This window comes from Xylanibacter sp. (genome assembly GCF_057607445.1).
The window spans coordinates 176,463-196,585 of sequence record NZ_DBLZAX010000005.1; the positions used below are offsets into that span (position 1 = coordinate 176,463).

The window sequence follows — 20,123 nt, forward strand, 5'->3', positions numbered from 1 at the left end:
GAAATTTACTTGTATCAAGAAACTTTTATCCGGTTGAAATTTAGGCATTATTTAACAGTGTCTCAAATTTTAATTGGGACACAGTTGTATATTATGTTTAAGTTGTTCACTCAAATTTTATGGTTTCAGATACGCCATTTTTATTTTCTGCGGATACAAAGGTAATCATTTTATCAGATATATTTGTTTGGTAAAAACAATATTTAATAAATACGCATTAAAAATTGATTGATAAAATTGTGCTGACAATGCGGCATGGCGAGAGTAATACTCCAAAGTGTTTTATCCGTAATCTTGTGTATTATCTTATGCTTCTGTCTGAAAATCAAATATTTAGCAAAAATATTCATCAATATTTTTCAAAGTAAAGATAAAAATATGTATATTTGCAAAAACGACAAAAGTATGGAAATGACAGCAACCGACACGTTTGAAAAACAAGATTTGTTTTATAATCGCATGATTGAGGATTATAAGAATGGAGCGATACCACATTCATCTGTCTTTGAGCCTTATTTCAAATGGAAAATGGACGAATGTGGCCATGACGAAATTACAAGGGAAATGGCTTATATGATGATGGATGAGGCTTCAGCATTACTTGATGAATATTATGCCAAACACCCTAATGCATACGAAAACATGGATGCCTATATTGATGAAGACCCGTGGCAGCAATACAAGGGATTTGGCGAAGATAAATATGTGGTGTCGTATCTTGAAGGTATCGACAGCGAACTGAAAAATATCATTGCTGTATTGATGTAAAAATCTGTTCAGAAGAATAATTGAAGAAATAATAATCTTGATGTTGGACGCACCTCGGAACGGCACAGTTTCAAGGTGCGTCCAATGTTTTTTATCCACAAAATGCAGCCATGATGAAGATATCTCGAAAATCTGAAACATTTTTATGCTGTTTTTCTTATAGTTCGCATTAAAATTATCTGCAATAGAGCTGTTTATTAAGCAAAATCAGTCTTACTGCTTTCAAACTGTTAATGGCCTGTTTACGACCCGTAAATGGGCCACTTTTGCATCAAAAGTGGCCGAGTTTTTATGCGTAAACAATAGAGTTTTTTTTGAGAAATGGACGGGTTGTTGAAACGGTTGGCTGCTTACGGACAATTATGCCGCGGACGGTAGGGCAGGCGAGTGCATGGCAGTGTGTCGGCAGACTATAAAATAAAAATCCCGCCAACGTCCGCTTGGGGATGTCGACGGGAGGAACAGATAGAAAAGATAACAAATTATTAAGATTATGATGTGTTCAGAACCATTCCTTAAAGTCAGCGGCTCTGGCCTTGCTCACTATAATCCTTTCGTCTACCAGACCCTTGTTTTTCAGGTTCAGCACGAGGCGTCCGTTGAACCATATGCTGACATCCCTTATGGCTTTCTTAGAGACGAGAAACTGCCTGTTGGCCCTGAAGAACAGTTTGGGGTTGAGCATTTCGGTCAGCTCGTCGAGCGTTTGCGAGAATGCATACTGATTGTTGTCGTTGTCTACGGCCTTTACAACTCCCTCGGATATGTATATCAGCATGATTGACTCTACTTCAAGCGGAATGAACTTGTCGCCCTTTACGGGTATGAGGAAATGTGTCTTGTAGTTGTTTTCCTTCTTTATCTCTTTGATAATCTTTTTTATCAGTGAGTCGTCTTCATCTTTAGTAGTCTTGTTGCCGTTAAAGAGCAGTTCGTATTTGGCAAAGGCATTTCTGAGTTCATCCTTGTTGATTGGCTTCAGCAGATAGTCGATGCTGCTAACCTTAAATGCCCTCAGGGCGTATTCGTCATAGGCAGTGGTAAATATTATGGGGCAGGTGATGTCGACATAATCAAAAATCTCAAAAGCCGATCCGTCAGCCAGATGTATGTCCATGATGACAAGGTCGGGCATGGCGTTGCCCTTAAACCACTCTATGGTGTTGCATACAGTGTCCGACTCGCCAATGATTTCAGCCTTCGGATTTATTTCAGATATTAAGGCCTTCAGGTTGTTCAGTGCAGCTTTCTCGTCTTCTACGATGAATATTTTCATTTGCGTGATGTTTTATGTTAGGGGTATTTTTACGCTGAAGAGATTATTCTCTTTTTCCTGTATCTCGATGTCCTTGTTGAAGAGCAGCCGGTATCTTTTTCTCAGGTTGCTGAGACCAATGCCGGTGCTTGTGGTTGCCCCTCTGCGCGGCTGCAGGTTGTTGGCCACTTCAAGAGTCTCGTCGTCAATTGTCCTGATCGTTATGTGCAGCGGATTTCTGTTGCTTATCTCGTTGTGCTTCACCGCGTTTTCAACCAGCAGCTGTATGGCCATGCGCGGTATTTTTTTCATTAAGAGCGAATTGTCGATGTCGAACATGAAAGAGATGTTGTCTTCAAATCTCATCTTCAGCAAGTAGATGTAAGAGTTGATGAAGTTTAGCTCCTCCTGCAGACTTATCGTACTCCGCTCAAAGTCAGAGTCCTGTTTCAGGGTGTATCTCATCACCTTGGACAGCTGACTGATATAGTCTTGCGCCTTGTCGGGATTCTCTCTCACCAGGGCATAGAGCGTGTTAAGAGAGTTGAACAGCATGTGCGGGTTAAGCTGGTTTTTCAGGGTCTCATACTGGTTTTTCAGGTTTTCAGTCTTTAGTTGCTGGTTCTCAACCATTATCTTCTGGTTTTTCAGATTCTGGTTGATAAGATATCCCGCAGTCACCACGATGCTCGAAATGATAAAGTCTCTTATCGGGTGAGTGTACACATGCATCGTTGATTCGAGCGCAGGCAGACCATAATACTTGTTTATAAAGACAAAGCATTGTCCGAGAATGTCGTTGCATATCCATGCGACGACGAACGATGCTAAAATCTTAGTCTTGCTTAGATTTGTAGCAGAGCTGTTGGGCCTGAATATCTTTTCGTTGATGATAAACAGAATCAGTATTGATATGTAAGTGAACAGTATTTCGTTTGCCACGTATGTCCATTTTACATTATTAGGTGCGATGAGTTCTGGAAGGTTAGTGGCGAATGCCACCAGCAGGCTGATGGCATTCTTAAAGAGTATGTATTTGCTTTTGATCATTACTTGTCAGTTGTATGCTCTGCAAAGTTACTATTTTTTTTGATTATTGCGTTGACATACATACCTTGTCTGAACAACTTGTCTGACTCTTTCGCCTTGGCATACACGCTGATAGAGCCTTTCTTCTGGTCGACCATCTGGTCGATGGCATAAATTACGGCAGAGAAAGTTCTGTCAGAAATGCCGTTGACGGTAAACGTTATCAGGTCGCCCTTCTTGATGTATGGCAGATCCTTTTCGTATGCCGTCAGCTGAATCATGGTTTCAGCCTTGTTGAGGATGTTGCATATTGTTTCTCCCGTATTGATATACTGTCCCTTGTTGATGTTCATGTTAGTGACATATCCGCTTGCCGGAGCCGTTATGTTAAGATACGGACTTATGCCGCTCTTTCTGAGTCGGGCAGTGTTTACGTTGAGCAGTCGGAGCTGTGCCCTTGCGCCTTCGAGTGTGCTCTTCTGCGACAGATATTCAGCCTTACACTGCTGCAATTTTTTCTGTGATGCAGCTTCGCGTGATGCAAGCGTCTTCTGGCGCAGATACTCCTGCTGAAGATATTCAACCTGGGCAGAAGCCGTAAGATACTCTTGCTGCAGACTGATAAACTCAGGATTCTTTAGCGTTACAATCGTCTGGCCCTTCTTTACATAGTCGCCTGTAAAGACATATATGTTTTGTATCGAGCCTGCCATGGTAGGCGTTATGGTTACGTTGTTCTGCGGCGACGTGGTTATCATTCCGTTCAGGCCTATCTGATTTTTGTTGCTGAATATATCTTCAGGCTGTCCGGCCGTATCAGTGGTGTCTTCCTTTGCCTTTGCCTGTGCAGGTGCCTGCTTTTCAGGTGCATTGGCTTTATTGGAGCATGATGTGATTCCTGTGCATGCAATTATTAATGCTGATGAAAAGGCGATTAAAGATAATATCTGTTTCATATTCCTGTTATATGTTTTTTGTTTGTCATTTGTTTAATAAAGTTTTTATTCTGTGTAGAGGTCAAACTCCAGAACAGACACGTTATAGTTGTAGACGGCTTCGAGATACTGCTTCTTTATGTCGACGGCAGAGTTGATGCCCTGCACAAATTCGGTGATGTCAATGTCGTTGGCATTGAATTTCAGCAGCGAACTGCTTTGCAGCGACTCGGCCTCTTTGAGTGCCGCTTTATGATAGAAGTCAAGAGTCTCGTTCTGTTGTCTTATCTTTGTCTTCAGCTCCTCTATCTTGTTGTTTATTTGTTTCTTGTTGTCAAGCTCCTCCCACTGTGCCTTCTGCAGCTCCATCTTGGCCTGCTTGTTTCTACTGCTCTGCGGGAAGAACAGGATAGGGAACGAAACGCCCACCGTCCATGCGTTAAGATTCTTCAGCGGCATAATCTTCTGTCGGCTGTAGCCTATGGAGAATTCGGGGAAGAACTTGCTCTTCTCTATCTTCAGCATGTCTTTCTTCTCGTTTACCTGACCTGCAAAATAGCTCATGTGGGCAAGAGACGGGATGGCCGACTCAGCGTCAAGCTCGTTGATGCTCCTGAGCAGACCGGGGGCGCGTCCTGTTTCATACTCAGGCACAATCTTAGTGTCAGAATAGCACACCCATGTAAATCTTTTTTCAGCCAGAGCCACTTCCTCACGCCATTGCAGTGCGGAGGCGTGTATGTTGGCTGCCATCGTTGAAATCATGTCCTTCTGCACCTTGTCGATGTCGCCTTGCTCATAGCGCAGTTCGGCACTTGCTTTCAGTTTGTTTGCTATTTCTTCCTGCTCGTTGTAAAGGTCGTAGGCAGATCTTGCATACTGGTAGTAAGCCCATGCACGCGTCACTTCTGCCGTAATCTCCTTCTTAACCATCTCCATATAGCTCCGGCCTGTGGCAATCTGCGATTTTACAAGCGCGTTCTTGTATACCGGCGTAAGGAAAGAGCCCAGCGACTGTTCGATGCTCAGTTCGTAGTCTTTCTTATAGTCGCTGTTGAGCTGTCCCCACGAATATTGAACGTTAGTGCTTCCGCCGTCCCATATCTCGCCTTTGCTGGCCTTTATGCGCTCTATGTCGGCATTGGCCATCTTCAGTCGCGGATGGTTTTGTATGGCTATGTTTACAGCCTCGTTCAGTGAAACAGTGTCGGGCGTTTGTGCATACAGGTCAGTGCCGGCAAATGTCAGCAGAGCGACAAGTATCATCGTTATATGTCTCTTTCTCATAACAAAGCGTGTTATTGAATTTACAAGTTTATAGAAAACAGGAATTATCACCAGTGTAAGGATTGTAGACACGATAAGACCGCCGATAACCACTGTTGCCAACGGACGCTGAACCTCGGCTCCGGCAGATGTGGCCACAGCCATGGGCACAAAGCCGAGAGAGGCTACAAGACCTGTAAGGAACACAGGGCGCAACAGATGCGGACATCCGTTCTGGATAATTCTGTTGGTACACATGTGATATTTTCCACTTGTCCTGAGGTCGTTGAAATGGTTGATCATAAGAATACCGTTGAGCACAGCCACACCGAAGAGTGCTATGAAGCCTACACCGGCAGAAATACTGAAGGGAAGACCACGCAGCCACAGGGCCACTATTCCGCCTATAAGCGACAACGGAACCGTTGAAAACACCACAATGGCATACTTAATGCTGCGGAACGCAAAGAAGAGCAGCAGCATGATAAGGCCTAATGCCAGCGGAATGACAATGATGAGAGTGTTGATGGCATTCTGCAGATTCTGGAACTGACCGCCGTATTCAAAATAGTATCCGGGCTTCAGCTTTATGTTCTTGTCGAGAGTGTCCTGTATGTCTGACACCACTTGCTTGATGTCTGCGTTTCTGACATTCACGCCAATTACGATACGGCGCTTTGTAGCATCACGGTTTATCTGCAGCGGACCAGTCTGTAGAGTGATGTCGGCAACTTCGCTTACAGGTACCTTTGCACCGTCGGCTGTGCGGACAAACAGGCGGTCAATGTCGAAGTCCTTAACAATGTCTTTGTCAAGACGCACAACGAGGTCGAATCTTCTTTCGTTCTCAAAGACAACTCCTGCTGTCTCGCCGGCATAAGCCGTTCTGATTATTGTGTTAAGATCTTCAATGTTTATGCCGTAGCGCGCAATCTTGTCTCTGTCGTATTTAACCAGTAACTGTGGCAGACCCATAGCCTGCTCAACAATCACATCAGAGGCACCCGGAATCTTTTCGATATATTGTGCTGCCTCCTTGGCCTTTGAGTAAAGTTCTTGCATGTTCTCACCATACAGCTTGATGGCTATGTCGGCCTTGGCACCTGTCATAAGCTCATTGAAACGCAGCTGGATTGGCTGACTGAAGTTGAACTCAACATCCTTTATGTCAGCCAAGGCAGCCTTCATCTTTTCAACCATCTCGTCGCGACTACGTGCCGAGGTCCACTCGCTGAAGGGCTTCATTACGATCATAATGTCGGCATCCTCAACAGCCATCGGGTCGGTAGGCACTTCAGCCGTACCAATCTTAGCGACAACGTGCTTGATTTCAGGGAACTTTTCTTTCAGAATCTTTTCAGCCTTTAGAGATGTCTCAATACTCTTGGTTAACGAACTTCCGGCAGGCAAGGTCATCTGCATGGCAAAATCTCCCTCGTCGAGGGTTGGTATAAATTCGGCTCCAATCTTTGTGAACAAAAGCAATGAAACTATTAATGCCGCAAAGGCTGTTGCCAATGTCGTCCACACATGGTTAAGACAGAAATTTAGCGTCTTGATATATGCCTTGTTGAGGCGGTCGAAGAATTTGTCGGTCAGAGTAGGCTTTATGGCCACCTCTTTCTTAAGGAACAGAGACGCCATCATAGGCACGTAGGTGAGCGAAAGAATGAGCGCTCCGATAATACAGAATATAAGAGTCTTAGCCATCGGGGTGAAGTATTTGCCCTCAATGCCAGTAAGAGTCAGAATAGGGAAGAACACTATCAGGATGATGAGTACGGCAAATGTTGCGCTTCTTACAACCTTGGTTGCGCCTACTTCCACCTCATGGTTCATCTCGTCTATTGTGAATTTACGGCCCATCATTTTCTTGCTGTATATATGGGCAAGAATACCTTCAAGGATGACTATGGAGCCGTCGACCACGATACCGAAGTCTATCGCACCAAGACTCATAAGGTTGGCCGACACACCGAAAATTCTCATCATAATAAAGCCGAACAGCATGGCCAGCGGTATGACGGATGCCACAATGAGACCTGCCCGGATATTTCCGAGAAAGATAATGAGGACAAGGAACACGATGATGGCTCCTTCGATAAGATTCTTTATAACCGTTGAAATGTTGCGGTTTACGAGTTCTGAGCGGTTAAGATACGGTTCTATCTTTACTCCCTCAGGGAGCATTTTCTGCACCTTGTCTATTCGCCCCTGCAGCTCTTTGGTTACAACGTTGGCATTTGCGCCTTTGAGCATCATGGCAATACCCCCGACGCACTCGCCTTCGCCGTCTTTAGTCATCGCACCAAAGCGTTTGGGAGCTCCAAACCTGACTTTTCCGATGTCTGAAATGTGTACAGGAACACCGTCTCTGTTGGTTATAACTGTTTTTTCTATATCCGACAAGTCGCTTATCATTCCTTCAGAGCGGATATAGTATGCATGGTTGACAGTTTCAATGTAGCTTCCTCCGGTGTTCTGGTTGTTCTTGCTTAATGCTTCAAACACTTCGCCTATTGTGATATTCAACGAGTAAAGCGCTTCAGGATTAACCGCCACTTCATATTGTTTAAGATAACCGCCGAAACTGTTTATCTCAACTATTCCGGGGATGCCTGAGAGCTGGCGCTTGACAATCCAGTCCTGTATAGTTCTGAGGCTCATGGCATCGTATTTGTCTTCATATCCAGGCTCTACCTTTAGAACATATTGATATATTTCTCCTAAACCAGTTGTAACAGGCATCATCTCGGGAGTGCCCAGCTCGGGAGGTATTTCTCCTGCAACAGACTGTATCTGCTCGTTAATAAGCTGCCTGGCATTAAGCGTTGGCACCTTGTCGTCGAATACTACAGTTACTAGTGAGAGACCGAATCTAGATACTGAACGTATTTCTTTTACATTCATTATGTTGCTCATTGCTGTTTCTATCGGGAACGTGATAAGCTGTTCCACTTCCTGAGGAGCAAGAGTTGGAGATACGGTTACTATTTGCACCTGATTGTTTGTTATGTCCGGAACCGCATCAATGGGCAGGGTGAGCATAGAATAAATTCCACCTGCAAGCAGAAAAATTGTGGTTATCACCACAAATAGCTTTTTTCTGATAGAAAAACGTACGATATTTCTAAACATATTATTAATTATATTATGTGATTTTTGATTTACAAAGTTAAAAATCATTATGGTTAATATTGCCCTATTTGTGTTGAGCCGTATAAATAAACGGGTGAATGGTCTATTTTCCAGAATGAAATGTTCGCGGTGAATATTATTCTTTATTGTTTATATGTGTTTAATCCAAGTTAATCATTGTGTTGCCTATTGCTTGCTTTTATAAAAATATTGATACCGTCAGCTGTCTGTCCGTATCTTGTTGTCTGTTTTTCTTATGATATAGCCGGCTTGCCTGTTTTCTTGATAAAACTGCAAAAATGCAGACCGAATTCTAATATCTGATTTGTATTGAAAAATGGACTGGTGGTTGAAATGGCTGCTGACGGACAATTATGCTGCGGACGATAGGGCAGGCGAGTGTATGGTGGGGTGTCGGCAGACTATAAAATAAAAATCCCGCCAACGTCCTCTTGGGGATGTTGACGGGATAATTCTTGAAATAAATTTCTTTACAGAAGTATCCCTGTGCGGGATGCCTGTGGTTCTTATCTTACTGTACGCCGAACTCAGCCTGTTGCTTGTTCACCTCTTCGAGAGTGCGCTGACGCTCCTCGTCGGTCATCGTCTGCTTTGTCTCGCCTGTTGTGCGCACGGGCTTGCTTACGGTTGCCGTGGGCTTGTCGGTATAGCATGCCGGCAGAGTGGGGGCTACGCTCTCTATTGTCAGCTCGGCTGCAGCCGGAGCATACACGCCGTCGTAGTATGAGCGTGCCTTTATGGTTATCTTGCCCGGCTTGTCGGTGGCCTGTATCAGCACGGGAGCCGTTCCCCATTCAACGATGCGCGGGTTGGCCATGATGTTTTCGCCGTCGCCTATTATGCGGCCTTCGCCCTCAACGGTGAAGTAGATGTTGTCCTTGGCCAGACGCTTCACGTTGCCGTTGTCGTCGGTAACTTCGGCCACAACCACAATGAAGTCGCTGCCGTCGGCGTTGAGCTTGCGGCCCATGTCGTCGGCATAGAGACGCAGCTTGGTAGAGCGGCGCGACGGCATCTTCTTCTGTACGGCAACCACCTTGCCGTCCTTGATACCTTCTGCCAGGAGCGACACGCGCTGCCAGTTGCGCTGCTTGTAGCTGTATTCGCGTGCTGCCCAGAAGTTCCAGAAGTCTTTAAACACCACAGGGGCGCAGGGCTTATCGTTGTCGTTGTGAACAACAGGAAGAGTCATCACCTTGTCGCCCTCGAACATCGTAAGGCGCACACTGTCGCAGTTGGAGAACACCGTAACGTCGTTGTCGGAGAACTGAGTCATCTCGTTGGCGATGAACACCATAGGCTCGGCGTTGCGGTCTTGCGAGCGGAACATCTCGAAGGCGTATTTCTTCTGACGGAAGGCGTCGTATATGCCTCCGTAGTAAGTGTCAGGATGATAGCCGCGCTGATGGTCGAACGGATGCCACTGGCAACCGCCTATAAACTGGCGCTGGCCGTGGTACATCTCGCCGTAGGTGTCGCAGAGCGAGAGGGCTGCCATGAGCATAGGACGCTCGCCCCATGAGCGCGCCGCGCGGTTGATGTTGTTGTGAGCATACCAGTCGTCTACCATCTCGCCAAACTCTCGGGTGAATACACACTTGTCTTCGGGCCAGTTGCCCTTGCCAATGTTGTCGGCCCAGTCGTACACCACGTCGTAGTTGTCTCTCACTCCTGCCGACTGCACATCGGCCACGGCAGCAGGACGGCCGGGATAAGGAAACTCGTCTTTGGTTATCTGCAGCGCCTTGATGGCGAAGTCTTCGGGATAGCGCGTCTCGTTGAGTATGGGCTCCCACATCAGTACGCATGTGTGGTTGCGGTCGCGGCGTATTATGTTGCGCGTGTTCTCATGAACAAGCTCGCCAAAGTGCGGGTCCTTGTTCCAGTACTGCCAGCCCGGAGTGGGCACGATGACAAACAATCCAAGCTCGTCGCATGCATCCATAAAGGCAGGGTCCATGGGGTAGTGGGCACAGCGCACAATCACCATGCCGGCCTTGCGCAGGCGCTTGGCGTCGCGCCACTGCTGACTGTTTGGCATGGCGTTGCCTACGTAGGCAAAGTCTTGATGACGGTTGCCGCCGACAAGCTGATGATAAGGCTTGCCGTTGAGCCAGAAGCCGTCCTTTCCGCGGAACTCGGCCTTGCGGATGCCCATGCGCACCATGCCGCCGTCTACACTCTTGCCGCCCTGCATGACGCTTATCTCGACGTTGTAGAGATAGGGCGACTCGGGCGACCACAGCTCAGGGTCTTTCAGTTTCATGGCAAGATATGCCGTAGCGCTCGACTTGGCGCCAACCTTAATCTTCTTTGTAACCGACTTGATGCGCTTTCCGCTCTTGTCTTTCACCACCACGGCCACTGTAGGCTGAGCCGCTGAGGCTGATGTGTTGCCCACTTCGACGTTGACAAACACGTCGGCGCTCTTTTCAGATATATTGTCGTAGTGAAGGAAAATGCCGCCGCCGGCCACCTTGTTGGCCTCGAGCGCGTCGGTTATTGCCAGGGGCGACTTGCCTATGAGCCACACGTCGCGATACATACCGCCATGATAGCAGAAGTCGAGAGCCGTCTGCTTCTTTCCCGGCGGATAAGTCTTGTCGTCGCTGTTGTCGGCCTTCACCGCCACGACGCACTTGTCGCCGGCTTTTACGCCCAGTTCTGTCAGGTTGACGGTTATGGGCAGATATCCGCCCAGATGCTCTTTCACTTTTCTGCCGTTGACATACACCTCCTGCTTGCCCATAATGGCCTCAAAGTGCAGCGTGATGTCCTTGCCCTTCATGTCGGCAGGCACGGTGAAATGCTTGCGATACCAGGCAATGCCCTGATAGTTGCGGCATCCGCTTGCCTCGGCAGGCTCGAGTCTTACGCTGTGAGGGGCGCACACCACCTGCCAACGGCTGTCGTCAAAGTCGGCAGCAGCGGCACCCTGGGCGTCGCCAAGATGAAAGCGCCAGCCCTGGTTGAAGTTGTAGATAACACGTCCGCTGCCCTGCAGGGGAAATAGCCCTGCCACAGAAGAGCCTTTGTAGGCTCCGGCCGTCAGCGAGACGAACAACAATAATAAAAGAAAAATCTTTTTCATGCTATGCTGATTAAATTGATGCTTTGATAAAAAGAAAACCCGCACCGGGCATGGTGCAATATCACTGCGGCCGTCTGCCTCGTGTACATTCCCATGGCTCGCGGTTGCGGGTATGTCTTTAAAGTTATTCGGCAGACACCTTTGGGTCTATCACCACATGCTTGATGCGCTGGCGGCGCCATGTGTAGATGCAGTGAATCTTACCGTCGGATGTCTGGATTATCGAAGGATAAGAATACTGGCTTACGGGCGACTCTTCGAGCGTTATCCAGTGCTTCCAGTCGGTGCCGTTGTCAGCCTTCATCACCGACAGCGGAGTGCGCGCTCCCTTGCCGTTCTTTATGCCCTTTGGTATCGGGCGGTCGTTGCAGATAAGCACATGAGAGCCGTCTTTAAGTGTAACGGCATCAAGGCCACTATTATTGTTTGGAGTGTCAATAAGCTGCAGCTTGCTCCATGTCAGTCCGTTGTCTGAACTGTAGGTTATGCCTATGTGCTCGCTGCGTGTGCGTGCGACGGCTGCCAGTCGGCCGTCGCTGAGCACCATTACAGCCGGCTGAATGGCCTTTACGCCCTCGTCGGCCTTAACAAAGTCGGTGCGTTTCCATGTCTTGCCCATGTCGTCAGAGTATTCAAAATACAGACGCCATCCGCCTTCCTCAATACTTGTAGGCGCAATGATGCGGCCCTTGCTCATTATGGGCTTGTTCTTTATCGGACCGAGATAGCTCTCCTGCAGCGGCTCGCGCTTGCTCCATGTCTTGCCGCCGTCCTTAGAGCGCACCATCCAGCCTGTCCAGTCGGCCACCTTGTTGCCAATCTTGAAGTAGATAACAAGGTCGCCTCCGGGAATCTGATATATCACCGGATTCCAGCAGGCCTTGCGCTGATAGCCCTCAGGATTCTTTCTTATCTTCTTGTCGAGTATTGGTCCTTTGGCAGCCGGGGCGTTGGTGCTGTCGAGTCCTGACAGACCAGCCAGCTTAGCTTCCTCACTTCCTGTCTTGAACACGCCGTCGGCCACGAGCTGAGGCGCCAGCCATTCTGTAGAGCCTTTAGGCTTACGGCTCACCCAGATGCACACATCAGGGTTGCGCTCCTTTGTTCCGCCGAAGTAAGTTGCCACAAGGTCGCCCTTGCTTGTCTCGGCTATCGTGGCAGAATGGCACTCGGGGAATGATGCCGACTTATACAGAAACTCGTCAGAAACTACAGCCTTGCCGGTCATGGGCATGTCGGCAGTAATGTCGTATTTGCCCGAACCGATGTTCCTGATGCTGCCGTCGGGCATGTGCAGTTCGGCAGTGGTGTTGGCCGGAATCTCAACGTGCCATATCAGTTTGCCTGACTTCTTGTGCCAGCGGCTTACTATTGTGCCGTAGATTGACTTGTAAGACGCGTTGATGTCGTCAATCTCGTCAACGTTGAACGCAGGCTTCATCACGATATGCTTAAAGCCCGGCTTGTTCTCGTCAGAGTTAATGCCTGCCACATCCTCATAGATCCACGACACGAGGTCGCCAAGCAGCATCACGTGGTTGCCGCTGTTCATCCACGGATTGGCAGTGTCGCCGTTCCACAGTTCCCATATCGTTGTGGCTCCGTTCTCGGCCATGTAGCCCCAGCTCGGATACTTCTTGTTGGTTGCCAGCAGCCATGCCATGTCGCCGCGGCCCATGTCGGTTAGTCCGTGCATAAGCCACTGCACGCCTATCACGCCGCAAGATATGGCTCCCTTGTTAAGGGTGATGATGTTGTGTATGATGTTCTTCTCAACCTCACCGCGCACATAGTCGTCGTCAATCATGCCGAACGCCAGTGGAAGAAGGTTGGCCGTTACCGTGTTGTTGCCATAGAACGTGCTGTCGGGATAGAGCATAAGTCCCGGCACCTCAGCCGTGTTGCGGTTTATGGTGAGGAACTTCTTGTTGAAAGCATCCTTCACGCGTGCTGCCTCTGCGCTGAACTCAGCAGCGTCGGCCGGCTTGTCAAGAATCGTGGCAAACCTCTCCATCATCTTATTCAGTCTGTAATAGTAGGCCGTAGCAATGAGAGTGCCGTCGGTTACGCGCTTGGGGTCACGGCTGTGTATCAGCTTTATGTCCTCAGGCGGCACGCACCAGTCGCCGTATTTGTCGCGCGGCATCAGTCCGTCCTTGCCATACTGATACTTCATGTGGCCGAGCCAGCGCTTCACGTTGCCGTAGTAGCGGCTCATAGGTTCGGCGTCGCCATACTGGTTATACATCATCTCGAGCGAGAAGGGCAGGGCTGAAGGCCATGTTATGTTGTCAGAATAATAGTTCCAGTAGGCAGGAGCCACGTCGGGTATGCAGCCGTCTTCACGCTGAGCCTCGGTTATGTCGCGTGCCCACTTGGCATAGAGAGCGTTGTTGTTGAATATGAAAGCCTCGCCGAAACATCCGCGAACACGGTCGCCAAGCCACGGCTGACGCTCGTCGCGCTGCGGACAGTCGACGGGCATGCCCTTATAGTTGCCCAGGATGCCCCACATGGCGTTATTGTAAACCTTGTTGAGTATGGTGTCGGCACATTCAAATGAGCCTGTCAACTCCATCTCGTCGCTTACCACTTCGCCCACGATGCCGTCAGCAGTTACGTTGTCAAGACCTGTAATCTCGGCATAACGGAAGCCGTGATATACAAAAGTAGGAGCCCACCAGCGGCCGTCCTCATTGCCGGCAGCAACATAATAGTCGGTTGTAAATGCGTTGCGCAGGTTCTTTGTGAACAGACTTCCGTCCTCGTTGAGCTTCTCGGCATACTGAATCTTCACGCTGTCGCCGGCATTTACGCCGCCGATGCGCAGCTTAATCCAGCCCGCCATGTTCTGTCCCATGTCTATGATGTAGCCCTTGCCGCGCTTAGTTACGCTCACGGGCTTCATGGTCTTCACCACCTTCATGTTGGGACTCATCGCTCCGCGCAGTGTTCCCGTAGGTATGCCCACGCGCTCTGCCGCCATCCATTTAGAGTCATCGTAACCCACAGAGGTCCATGCGCCCAGTTCTTTGCGGGCGTCATATATCTCGCCGTCGTACTCGTTGTTGGAGCGTATCGCACCGTCGGGATTCAGTTTCCATTTGTTGCTCGACGAGATAACCTTCTTCTTGCCGTCTGCAAACTCAATGACGAGGTTAAGACGGAGCTTGGGATAGCCGAAGTTGGCTATCTTGTAAGGCTTCTTCTTCTGCTGCATGGTGTAGAAGCGGCCATTGCCAAGAGTTACGCCAATGGCGTTCTTGGCGGTCAGCATCTGTGTAACGTCGAACGCGTTATACAGCACAGTCTTACGATAGTCGGTAGGAGCAGGTGCAAGAACCTGGTCGCCCACCTTCTGTCCGTTGATGTATGCCTCATACATGCCCAGTCCGCTGATGTAGAGCGTAGCACGCTTTACGGGCTTGTCAAGGTCGAATTCGGTGCGCAGATAACGCGAGCTGAGCTTGCTGTGCACGTCTTCTACGTCCCACGGCATGGCCTTCTCCAGACCAATCCACTGTCCGCTCCAGTCGGCTTCGTTGAGCAGTCCGACGTTCCACATTGCCGTCTCGCTCCAGTCAGACTCGCCTTTTGTCGTTGTAACCTTCACGCGCCAGTAGCATGGTGTGTTGCTGCGCAGCTCCTTGCCCGCATATCTTATCCATTGCGACTGGTCGCCCTCGAGCGTTGCGTCCCAGAGGTCGCCCTCAAGCTTTGCGGCCTTTTCAGGTGTTGAGGCCACTATTATGCGGCACGACGTCTGCATCACGTCGTTCTCGTCCGATGTTATCATCCATCCCAGCCGCGGCGTAGATGTGTCGATACTCATCGGGTTGACCATGCGCTCTGTCTTCAGTCCGGTCACGGCAACGGGGAACGACGCCTTACGTCCGTTCTTCTTCTTTGCCGCGGGAGCCGTCATGCAGAGACACAAGGCCAGGGCCGCCAATAATATTTTTCTAAACATAATATTTATATATATTGTAGTTAAAGTAGCATTTTTAAGTGAAGAACGAAAAGTGAAGAGTGAAAAATCCAAATGCCTTGTAGCTTTTTCTCGCGAGCACTACGTCAGCTAATGTGCCGGCGGATTTGCAATTGCCGTGCAAGTGAGAGCGGAAGCAAATCTTATTTGATTATGCCGAGCGCAGCCGACAATCAATAGAATTAATCCGCCAACTGCATTGTTAATTAAATTATTCTCGCACGTACTACGTTAGCTAATGTGCCGGCGGATTTGTAATCCGCCGGAATTAAGTATAAGGATTTTCAATCCGCTAACTTCCTCTTTTCTTCTCCTCAAAAGTAATTTCCTTACTACTTAATCAGCTTGCGCTGAACATCGTTTCTTATTTTTTAACTCTTACTTCTTAATTTCTTAGTTCTTTTCCTTCAGCATTACGTCTGTCTTGCCGATATAATTCTTGCTTGAATCAACGGCAATAAGCACACGGTCGCTGCCGCGCAGATAGGCTGCATCGTAAGTAAACTCAACGACCTTGCTGTCGTATTCGCCGAGATAAGTCAGCTTGCCGTCGGCCGGATTCATCCACCATACGTTCTTCTTTGCGCCGCTTATCTTTGTCAGGTCGATGCTCATGGGCTTGCCGCTGTAGTTGTATACGAGCAGATAGTCGTTGCCGCGGGTAGCTATTATGCGGTCGTAGCGCTCGCCGTTCTGTCCTGAGATGATGCTCTGGTCAGCCACGCGCTCAGTGAACGGGAAGCTAAGCATGAGCCATTTGAGATACTTCATCTGGTTGTAGCCCGGATCTTCCATAGCCTCCCACCAAGGTTTCTCAGCGCCGAACGATGCCTTCAGGCCCGGACGTATAAACTGCATCACAGAGTTGTGGCCGTAGGTGTGGCCGAAAGCTCCGCCGAACACAGCCCAGTAAGCATAGCGGCGTACGTCGTAGTCCATCCAGCGCGGAGCCGAGAAGTCGTGAAGTCCCTGCGGAATGTCCTCGTATGAAGGCTCGCCGTCGATAACAGGGCGCAGCGGTTTCTTCTCAAAGCTCATGTCAACATAGCGCCAGTTGTCCTCTTCGGTGTTCTCCTTAATAGTGTAGTCGCCGTCGCCGTTGCGCTGTCCGTAGCGGCGATGTCCGCTCTGGAACATGTTGAAGTCCATCCACTCGCGGTCGTTATACCACCATGCCGACGTTGTGCGTCCTCTCGGGTGGAAGGTCATGATGTGGTTCTTGTCCACCTTCTTTATGGCTCTTGCCATAGCGTCCCACACCTCAGGCTTCTTGTCGCCCATGATGTCGCCGCCGATCATCCATATAATGTTAGGCTTGTCCTTGTATCTCTCGCCCAGGAATTTGCCAAGAGCGGCAGCCTTCTTTACGTCCATCTTGTCGATCATAGAGCCCCAGATGCAGTCCATGGCGATGTAGATGCCGTTGTTGGCAGCCACGTCTACGATATAGTCGAGATGCTCCCAGTAGCCGTAAACACCCGGCTTAGACACCTTGCTGAAGTCGAACTCGGCGTTGTTGGCAGCATGACCATACACGTTGAACGTAGGGATGGCGTTGAGCACCTGTATCTGCTCTACGTTATATCCTGCCAGGCGGTCTTTCTCGAGGAAATATTCGGCCTCCTCGCGGTTAAGACGTTCGGGCAGCAGCCATGCCGTGTTGCCCATCCAGAAAAACGGCTGTCCGTTTTCGTGCACTATGTAACGGTTGTTCTCAGACACTACGAGCCGTCCGTTGCTCCACGGCTTGTAGATTTTGCCTGCCGCATTTATAGCCAAAGTGCTGAGCAGCAGGGTTGCGATAAATAGTATTCTGCTTTTATTCATACTACTTTTTTATTGATTTTTGTTAGTTAATATTATTCTTTTTCTCGGTTAATTCATAAGGTTTGCAATCACTTTTCAATTAGTTTTGTAAAGTTGCTTTTGCCTCTTTATGTTCCAGCTTATCGCCGTTGCGTTGTGAAAGACGGCATATCGCGTTGCGAAACATGGTCTTTTACACGCCAAAAGGCCGCCTTTTGCGATGTTAAAGGTAGCCTTTTGCAACCCGTTGAATATCAGTAGGTTGCAGAGCCGGTTGCTTCATGGCCGATTTTGTGCCGCTTGGCCATGCCCGGCTTATATACGTAAAGTGGCGGAAATATGGGCTTTGTTCTGTTTTTCCCATATTCCGCCACATATATTATTCTGCTTCAAATGTGTACACAGCGCCCTTCTTGGTGCTTATGTCATACAGATATGTCTTCTCAGCCTCCGGCATCTTCTCGATGGCGTCAGGATAGTTTATCTTCTGACGGATGTCCGTTGGAGTTTCAAACAGTCTGTTCTTGTTCTCGCCCTTTGCAGCCTTCAGGCCCTTGCCCTTCAGAGGCACAGCCGAACGTATGCGCAGGTTGCCGCCAAGTTCCGACTTAACAGTTGTCTTTGTTATCTTGTTGTCCTTCCATGTCATGCTCACCTCAAAGCCTCCGCGCGCCTTCAGTCCGCTTACGGAGCCGTCTTTCCATGCGTCGGGCAGGGCAGGCAGCAGATAGACAAAGCCGTCGTGGCTCTGCATGAGCATCTCTGCTATGCCGGCCGTGCAGCCAAAGTTGCCGTCAATCTGGAATGGCGGGTGAGCGTCAAAGAGGTTAGGATAAGTTCCGCCCTTCTTCTTCTCGTTGCGCACCAGTGTCAGCTGGTCGCCGATTAGCTTCCATGCGTGGTTGCCGTCGAGCAGTCGTGACCACAGACACACCTTCCAGCCCATGCTCCATCCCGTAGACGGGTCGCCGCGGTGTATGAGCGACTTGCGTGCAGCGGCAGTGAGTTCGGGTGTGCGGAACGGAGAAATCTGATTGCTCGGGAAGAGTCCGTACAGATGAGACACGTGTCTGTGCACGTCCTCCGGATTGTCCCAGTCGTCCATCCATTCCTGCAGCTGCCCCCAGCGGCCTGTCTGCATGGGCACCATCTCCGTGAGCTTCTGCTTCAGACTGTCGATTATTGTAGCCGTCTTGGTCTTGCCCAGTATGTCGGCAGCGTCAATTACGTGGTTGAACAGGTCGTATAGCAGCTGGTTGTCCATCGTTACGCCGGCTGCCGTTGTAGCCTTGTAGGGGTGCTGGTTCTCGGGCGACAGACTGGGGCAGATAACCCACCAGTTGTTCTTAGGCTCGCGCACCATAATCTGATTGAAGAAGCGTGCCGCGTTCTCCATTATCGGATATACGCTCTCGAGGAACTTCACGTCGCCTGTGTAGAGATAATGCTCCCACAGATGCTGGCACATCCATGCGCCGCCCGTAGGCCACAGACCCGACGGAGCCTTGTCTATGGCTCCCGTTACGCGCCAGATGTCGGTGTTGTGGTGCAGCACCCATCCGTCGGCACCATACATTATGTCGGCCGACTTGTGTCCTGTCTCGCTCACGTCCTTGATAAGACTGAACAGCGGACCGTTGAGTTCGGTCAGGTTGGTCGACTCTGCCGGCCAGTAGTTCATCTCAAGATTGATGTTACATGTATATTTGCTGTCCCACGACGGCAGCATCTTGTCGTTCCATATACCCTGCAGCGTGGGCGGCTGTGTGCCCGGCTGAGATGTGCATATCAGCAGATAGCGGCCAAACTGGAAGTAGGTCTCAACCAGATGCAGGTCGGTCTGCTTCTTGAACAGCTCCACGCGCTTGTCGGTTGTGGTTGACGCAAATGCGTCTTTGCCGAGGTCGAGCTTCACGCGGTCATACAGAGCCTTGTATTTCTTTACGTGTGCGGCCTTCATCGTGTTGAAGTCCTTAGCCAGTGCCTCTTTCAGGGCCGTCTCAGAGCGCAGCGTGTCGTTGCCGCTGATATCCTTATAGCTGTTGAAGTTTGTGGCTATTGTCAGATATATTGTAGCCTCGTCGGCACCGCTTATCTGCAATACGCCGTCGCGGCTGCACATACTTCCGCCCTTTACGGTTGCCGTAGCCCTGCCGGTAAATGTTACCTTGCCTTTCTGTCCTTCGTGCCATCCGCTTATGCCGCTCAGCACAATCTCGTTGCCTTCCGACTTAATGGTTACGTCCTGCTGCGGCGATGTCATCTGCGCGTTGCAGGTTATCATGCCCTTCTTGCTTGCAGTGAGGTGTATGGCTATTACGTTTCCGTCGAACGACGAAATGTATTCTCTCTGATATGTTACGCCGTTGCTTGTGTATCTTGTTATGGCGCGGGCAGAGTCAAGGCTCAGTTCGCGGTAGTAGTTGGTGTACTCGCCGTTGCCCGGGAAGTTGATATACAGGTCGCCAAACGGCTGATAAGGCATACCGCTGTTGGTGTTTGCCTGCACGTGTGCCGTGGCCAGGTCCTGCGCTTCCTTGTATTTGCCTTCCCACACCAGCTGTCTCACCTTCGGCAGATACTCCTTTGCCTCCGGGTTGGCGTTGTTGTTGGGCCTTCCTGCCCATATTGTCTCCTCGTTGAGCTGCAGACGCTCAGAGCCCGGCGTGCCGTATATCATGGCGCCCAGGCGGCTGTTGCCTATCGGCAGAGCCTCTGTCCATGTGTATGCCGGTCTGGCATACCACAGCACATGCTTGTTTTCGGCCATTCCCTCTGTTGTTGTCATCAGGCATACGGCCGCCAGCAATGTTGTCTTTAGTAGTG

Annotated in this window: 9 protein-coding genes; 1 reads left to right on the plus strand and 8 read right to left on the minus strand. The window is 49.5% G+C overall.

Features of this window, described 5'->3' with window-relative positions:
- Window positions 1–405: 405 nt before the first annotated feature.
- Window positions 406–768: a hypothetical protein gene (locus tag ACZMIG_RS05970; protein WP_487889252.1), complete on the plus strand. Its 363-nt coding sequence runs from the start codon at window positions 406–408 to the stop codon at window positions 766–768.
- Window positions 769–1,270: 502 nt separating this feature from the next.
- Here the strand turns inward: ACZMIG_RS05970 and ACZMIG_RS05975 are convergent.
- The 8 genes from ACZMIG_RS05975 to ACZMIG_RS06010 form a co-directional block, all read right to left on the minus strand.
- Window positions 1,271–2,044: a LytR/AlgR family response regulator transcription factor gene (locus ACZMIG_RS05975; RefSeq protein ID WP_487889253.1), complete on the minus strand. Its 774-nt coding sequence runs from the start codon at window positions 2,042–2,044 to the stop codon at window positions 1,271–1,273.
- A gap of 12 nt (window positions 2,045–2,056) precedes the next feature.
- A complete protein-coding gene (locus ACZMIG_RS05980; protein WP_302024260.1) occupies window positions 2,057–3,073 on the minus strand; it encodes a sensor histidine kinase in 1,017 nt (338 codons plus the stop codon).
- Entirely contained in the window at window positions 3,073–4,008 is a 936-nt protein-coding gene (locus tag ACZMIG_RS05985; protein ID WP_302024259.1) for an efflux RND transporter periplasmic adaptor subunit, read from the minus strand. Before ACZMIG_RS05985 ends, ACZMIG_RS05980 begins: the two co-directional genes overlap by 1 nt.
- A 45-nt stretch (window positions 4,009–4,053) precedes the next feature.
- The gene (locus tag ACZMIG_RS05990; RefSeq protein ID WP_418877440.1) at window positions 4,054–8,391 is read right to left on the minus strand and encodes a CusA/CzcA family heavy metal efflux RND transporter; all 4,338 of its coding nucleotides are present in this window, start codon (window positions 8,389–8,391) and stop codon (window positions 4,054–4,056) included.
- A gap of 532 nt (window positions 8,392–8,923) precedes the next feature.
- A complete protein-coding gene (locus ACZMIG_RS05995) occupies window positions 8,924–11,503 on the minus strand; it encodes a glycoside hydrolase family 2 protein (RefSeq protein ID WP_487889254.1) in 2,580 nt (859 codons plus the stop codon).
- Window positions 11,504–11,627: 124 nt separating this feature from the next.
- On the minus strand, window positions 11,628–15,482 hold the full coding sequence (locus tag ACZMIG_RS06000) for a family 78 glycoside hydrolase catalytic domain (RefSeq protein WP_487889274.1): 3,855 nt from the start codon (window positions 15,480–15,482) through the stop codon (window positions 11,628–11,630).
- A gap of 402 nt (window positions 15,483–15,884) precedes the next feature.
- Complete coding sequence (locus ACZMIG_RS06005) at window positions 15,885–17,318, minus strand: glycoside hydrolase family 140 protein (RefSeq protein ID WP_125104600.1); 1,434 nt, start codon at window positions 17,316–17,318, stop codon at window positions 15,885–15,887.
- 358 nt (window positions 17,319–17,676) lie between these two features.
- Window positions 17,677–20,085, minus strand: a complete 2,409-nt coding sequence (locus tag ACZMIG_RS06010) for a glycoside hydrolase family 95 protein (protein ID WP_487889275.1) — start codon at window positions 20,083–20,085, stop codon at window positions 17,677–17,679.
- Window positions 20,086–20,123: the final 38 nt, after the last annotated feature.

Excerpts from the sequence above, each read along its gene's own strand:
- ACZMIG_RS05970 (WP_487889252.1), top strand. The coding sequence starts at position 406 with ATGGAAATGACAGCAACCGACACGTTTGAAAAACAAGATTTGTTTTAT.
- ACZMIG_RS05975 (WP_487889253.1), bottom strand. The coding sequence starts at position 2,044 with ATGAAAATATTCATCGTAGAAGACGAGAAAGCTGCACTGAACAACCTG.
- ACZMIG_RS05980 (WP_302024260.1), bottom strand. The coding sequence starts at position 3,073 with ATGATCAAAAGCAAATACATACTCTTTAAGAATGCCATCAGCCTGCTG.
- ACZMIG_RS05985 (WP_302024259.1), bottom strand. The coding sequence starts at position 4,008 with ATGAAACAGATATTATCTTTAATCGCCTTTTCATCAGCATTAATAATT.
- ACZMIG_RS05990 (WP_418877440.1), bottom strand. The coding sequence starts at position 8,391 with ATGTTTAGAAATATCGTACGTTTTTCTATCAGAAAAAAGCTATTTGTG.
- ACZMIG_RS05995 (WP_487889254.1), bottom strand. The coding sequence starts at position 11,503 with ATGAAAAAGATTTTTCTTTTATTATTGTTGTTCGTCTCGCTGACGGCC.
- ACZMIG_RS06005 (WP_125104600.1), bottom strand. The coding sequence starts at position 17,318 with ATGAATAAAAGCAGAATACTATTTATCGCAACCCTGCTGCTCAGCACT.
- ACZMIG_RS06010 (WP_487889275.1), bottom strand. The coding sequence starts at position 20,085 with ATGACAACAACAGAGGGAATGGCCGAAAACAAGCATGTGCTGTGGTAT.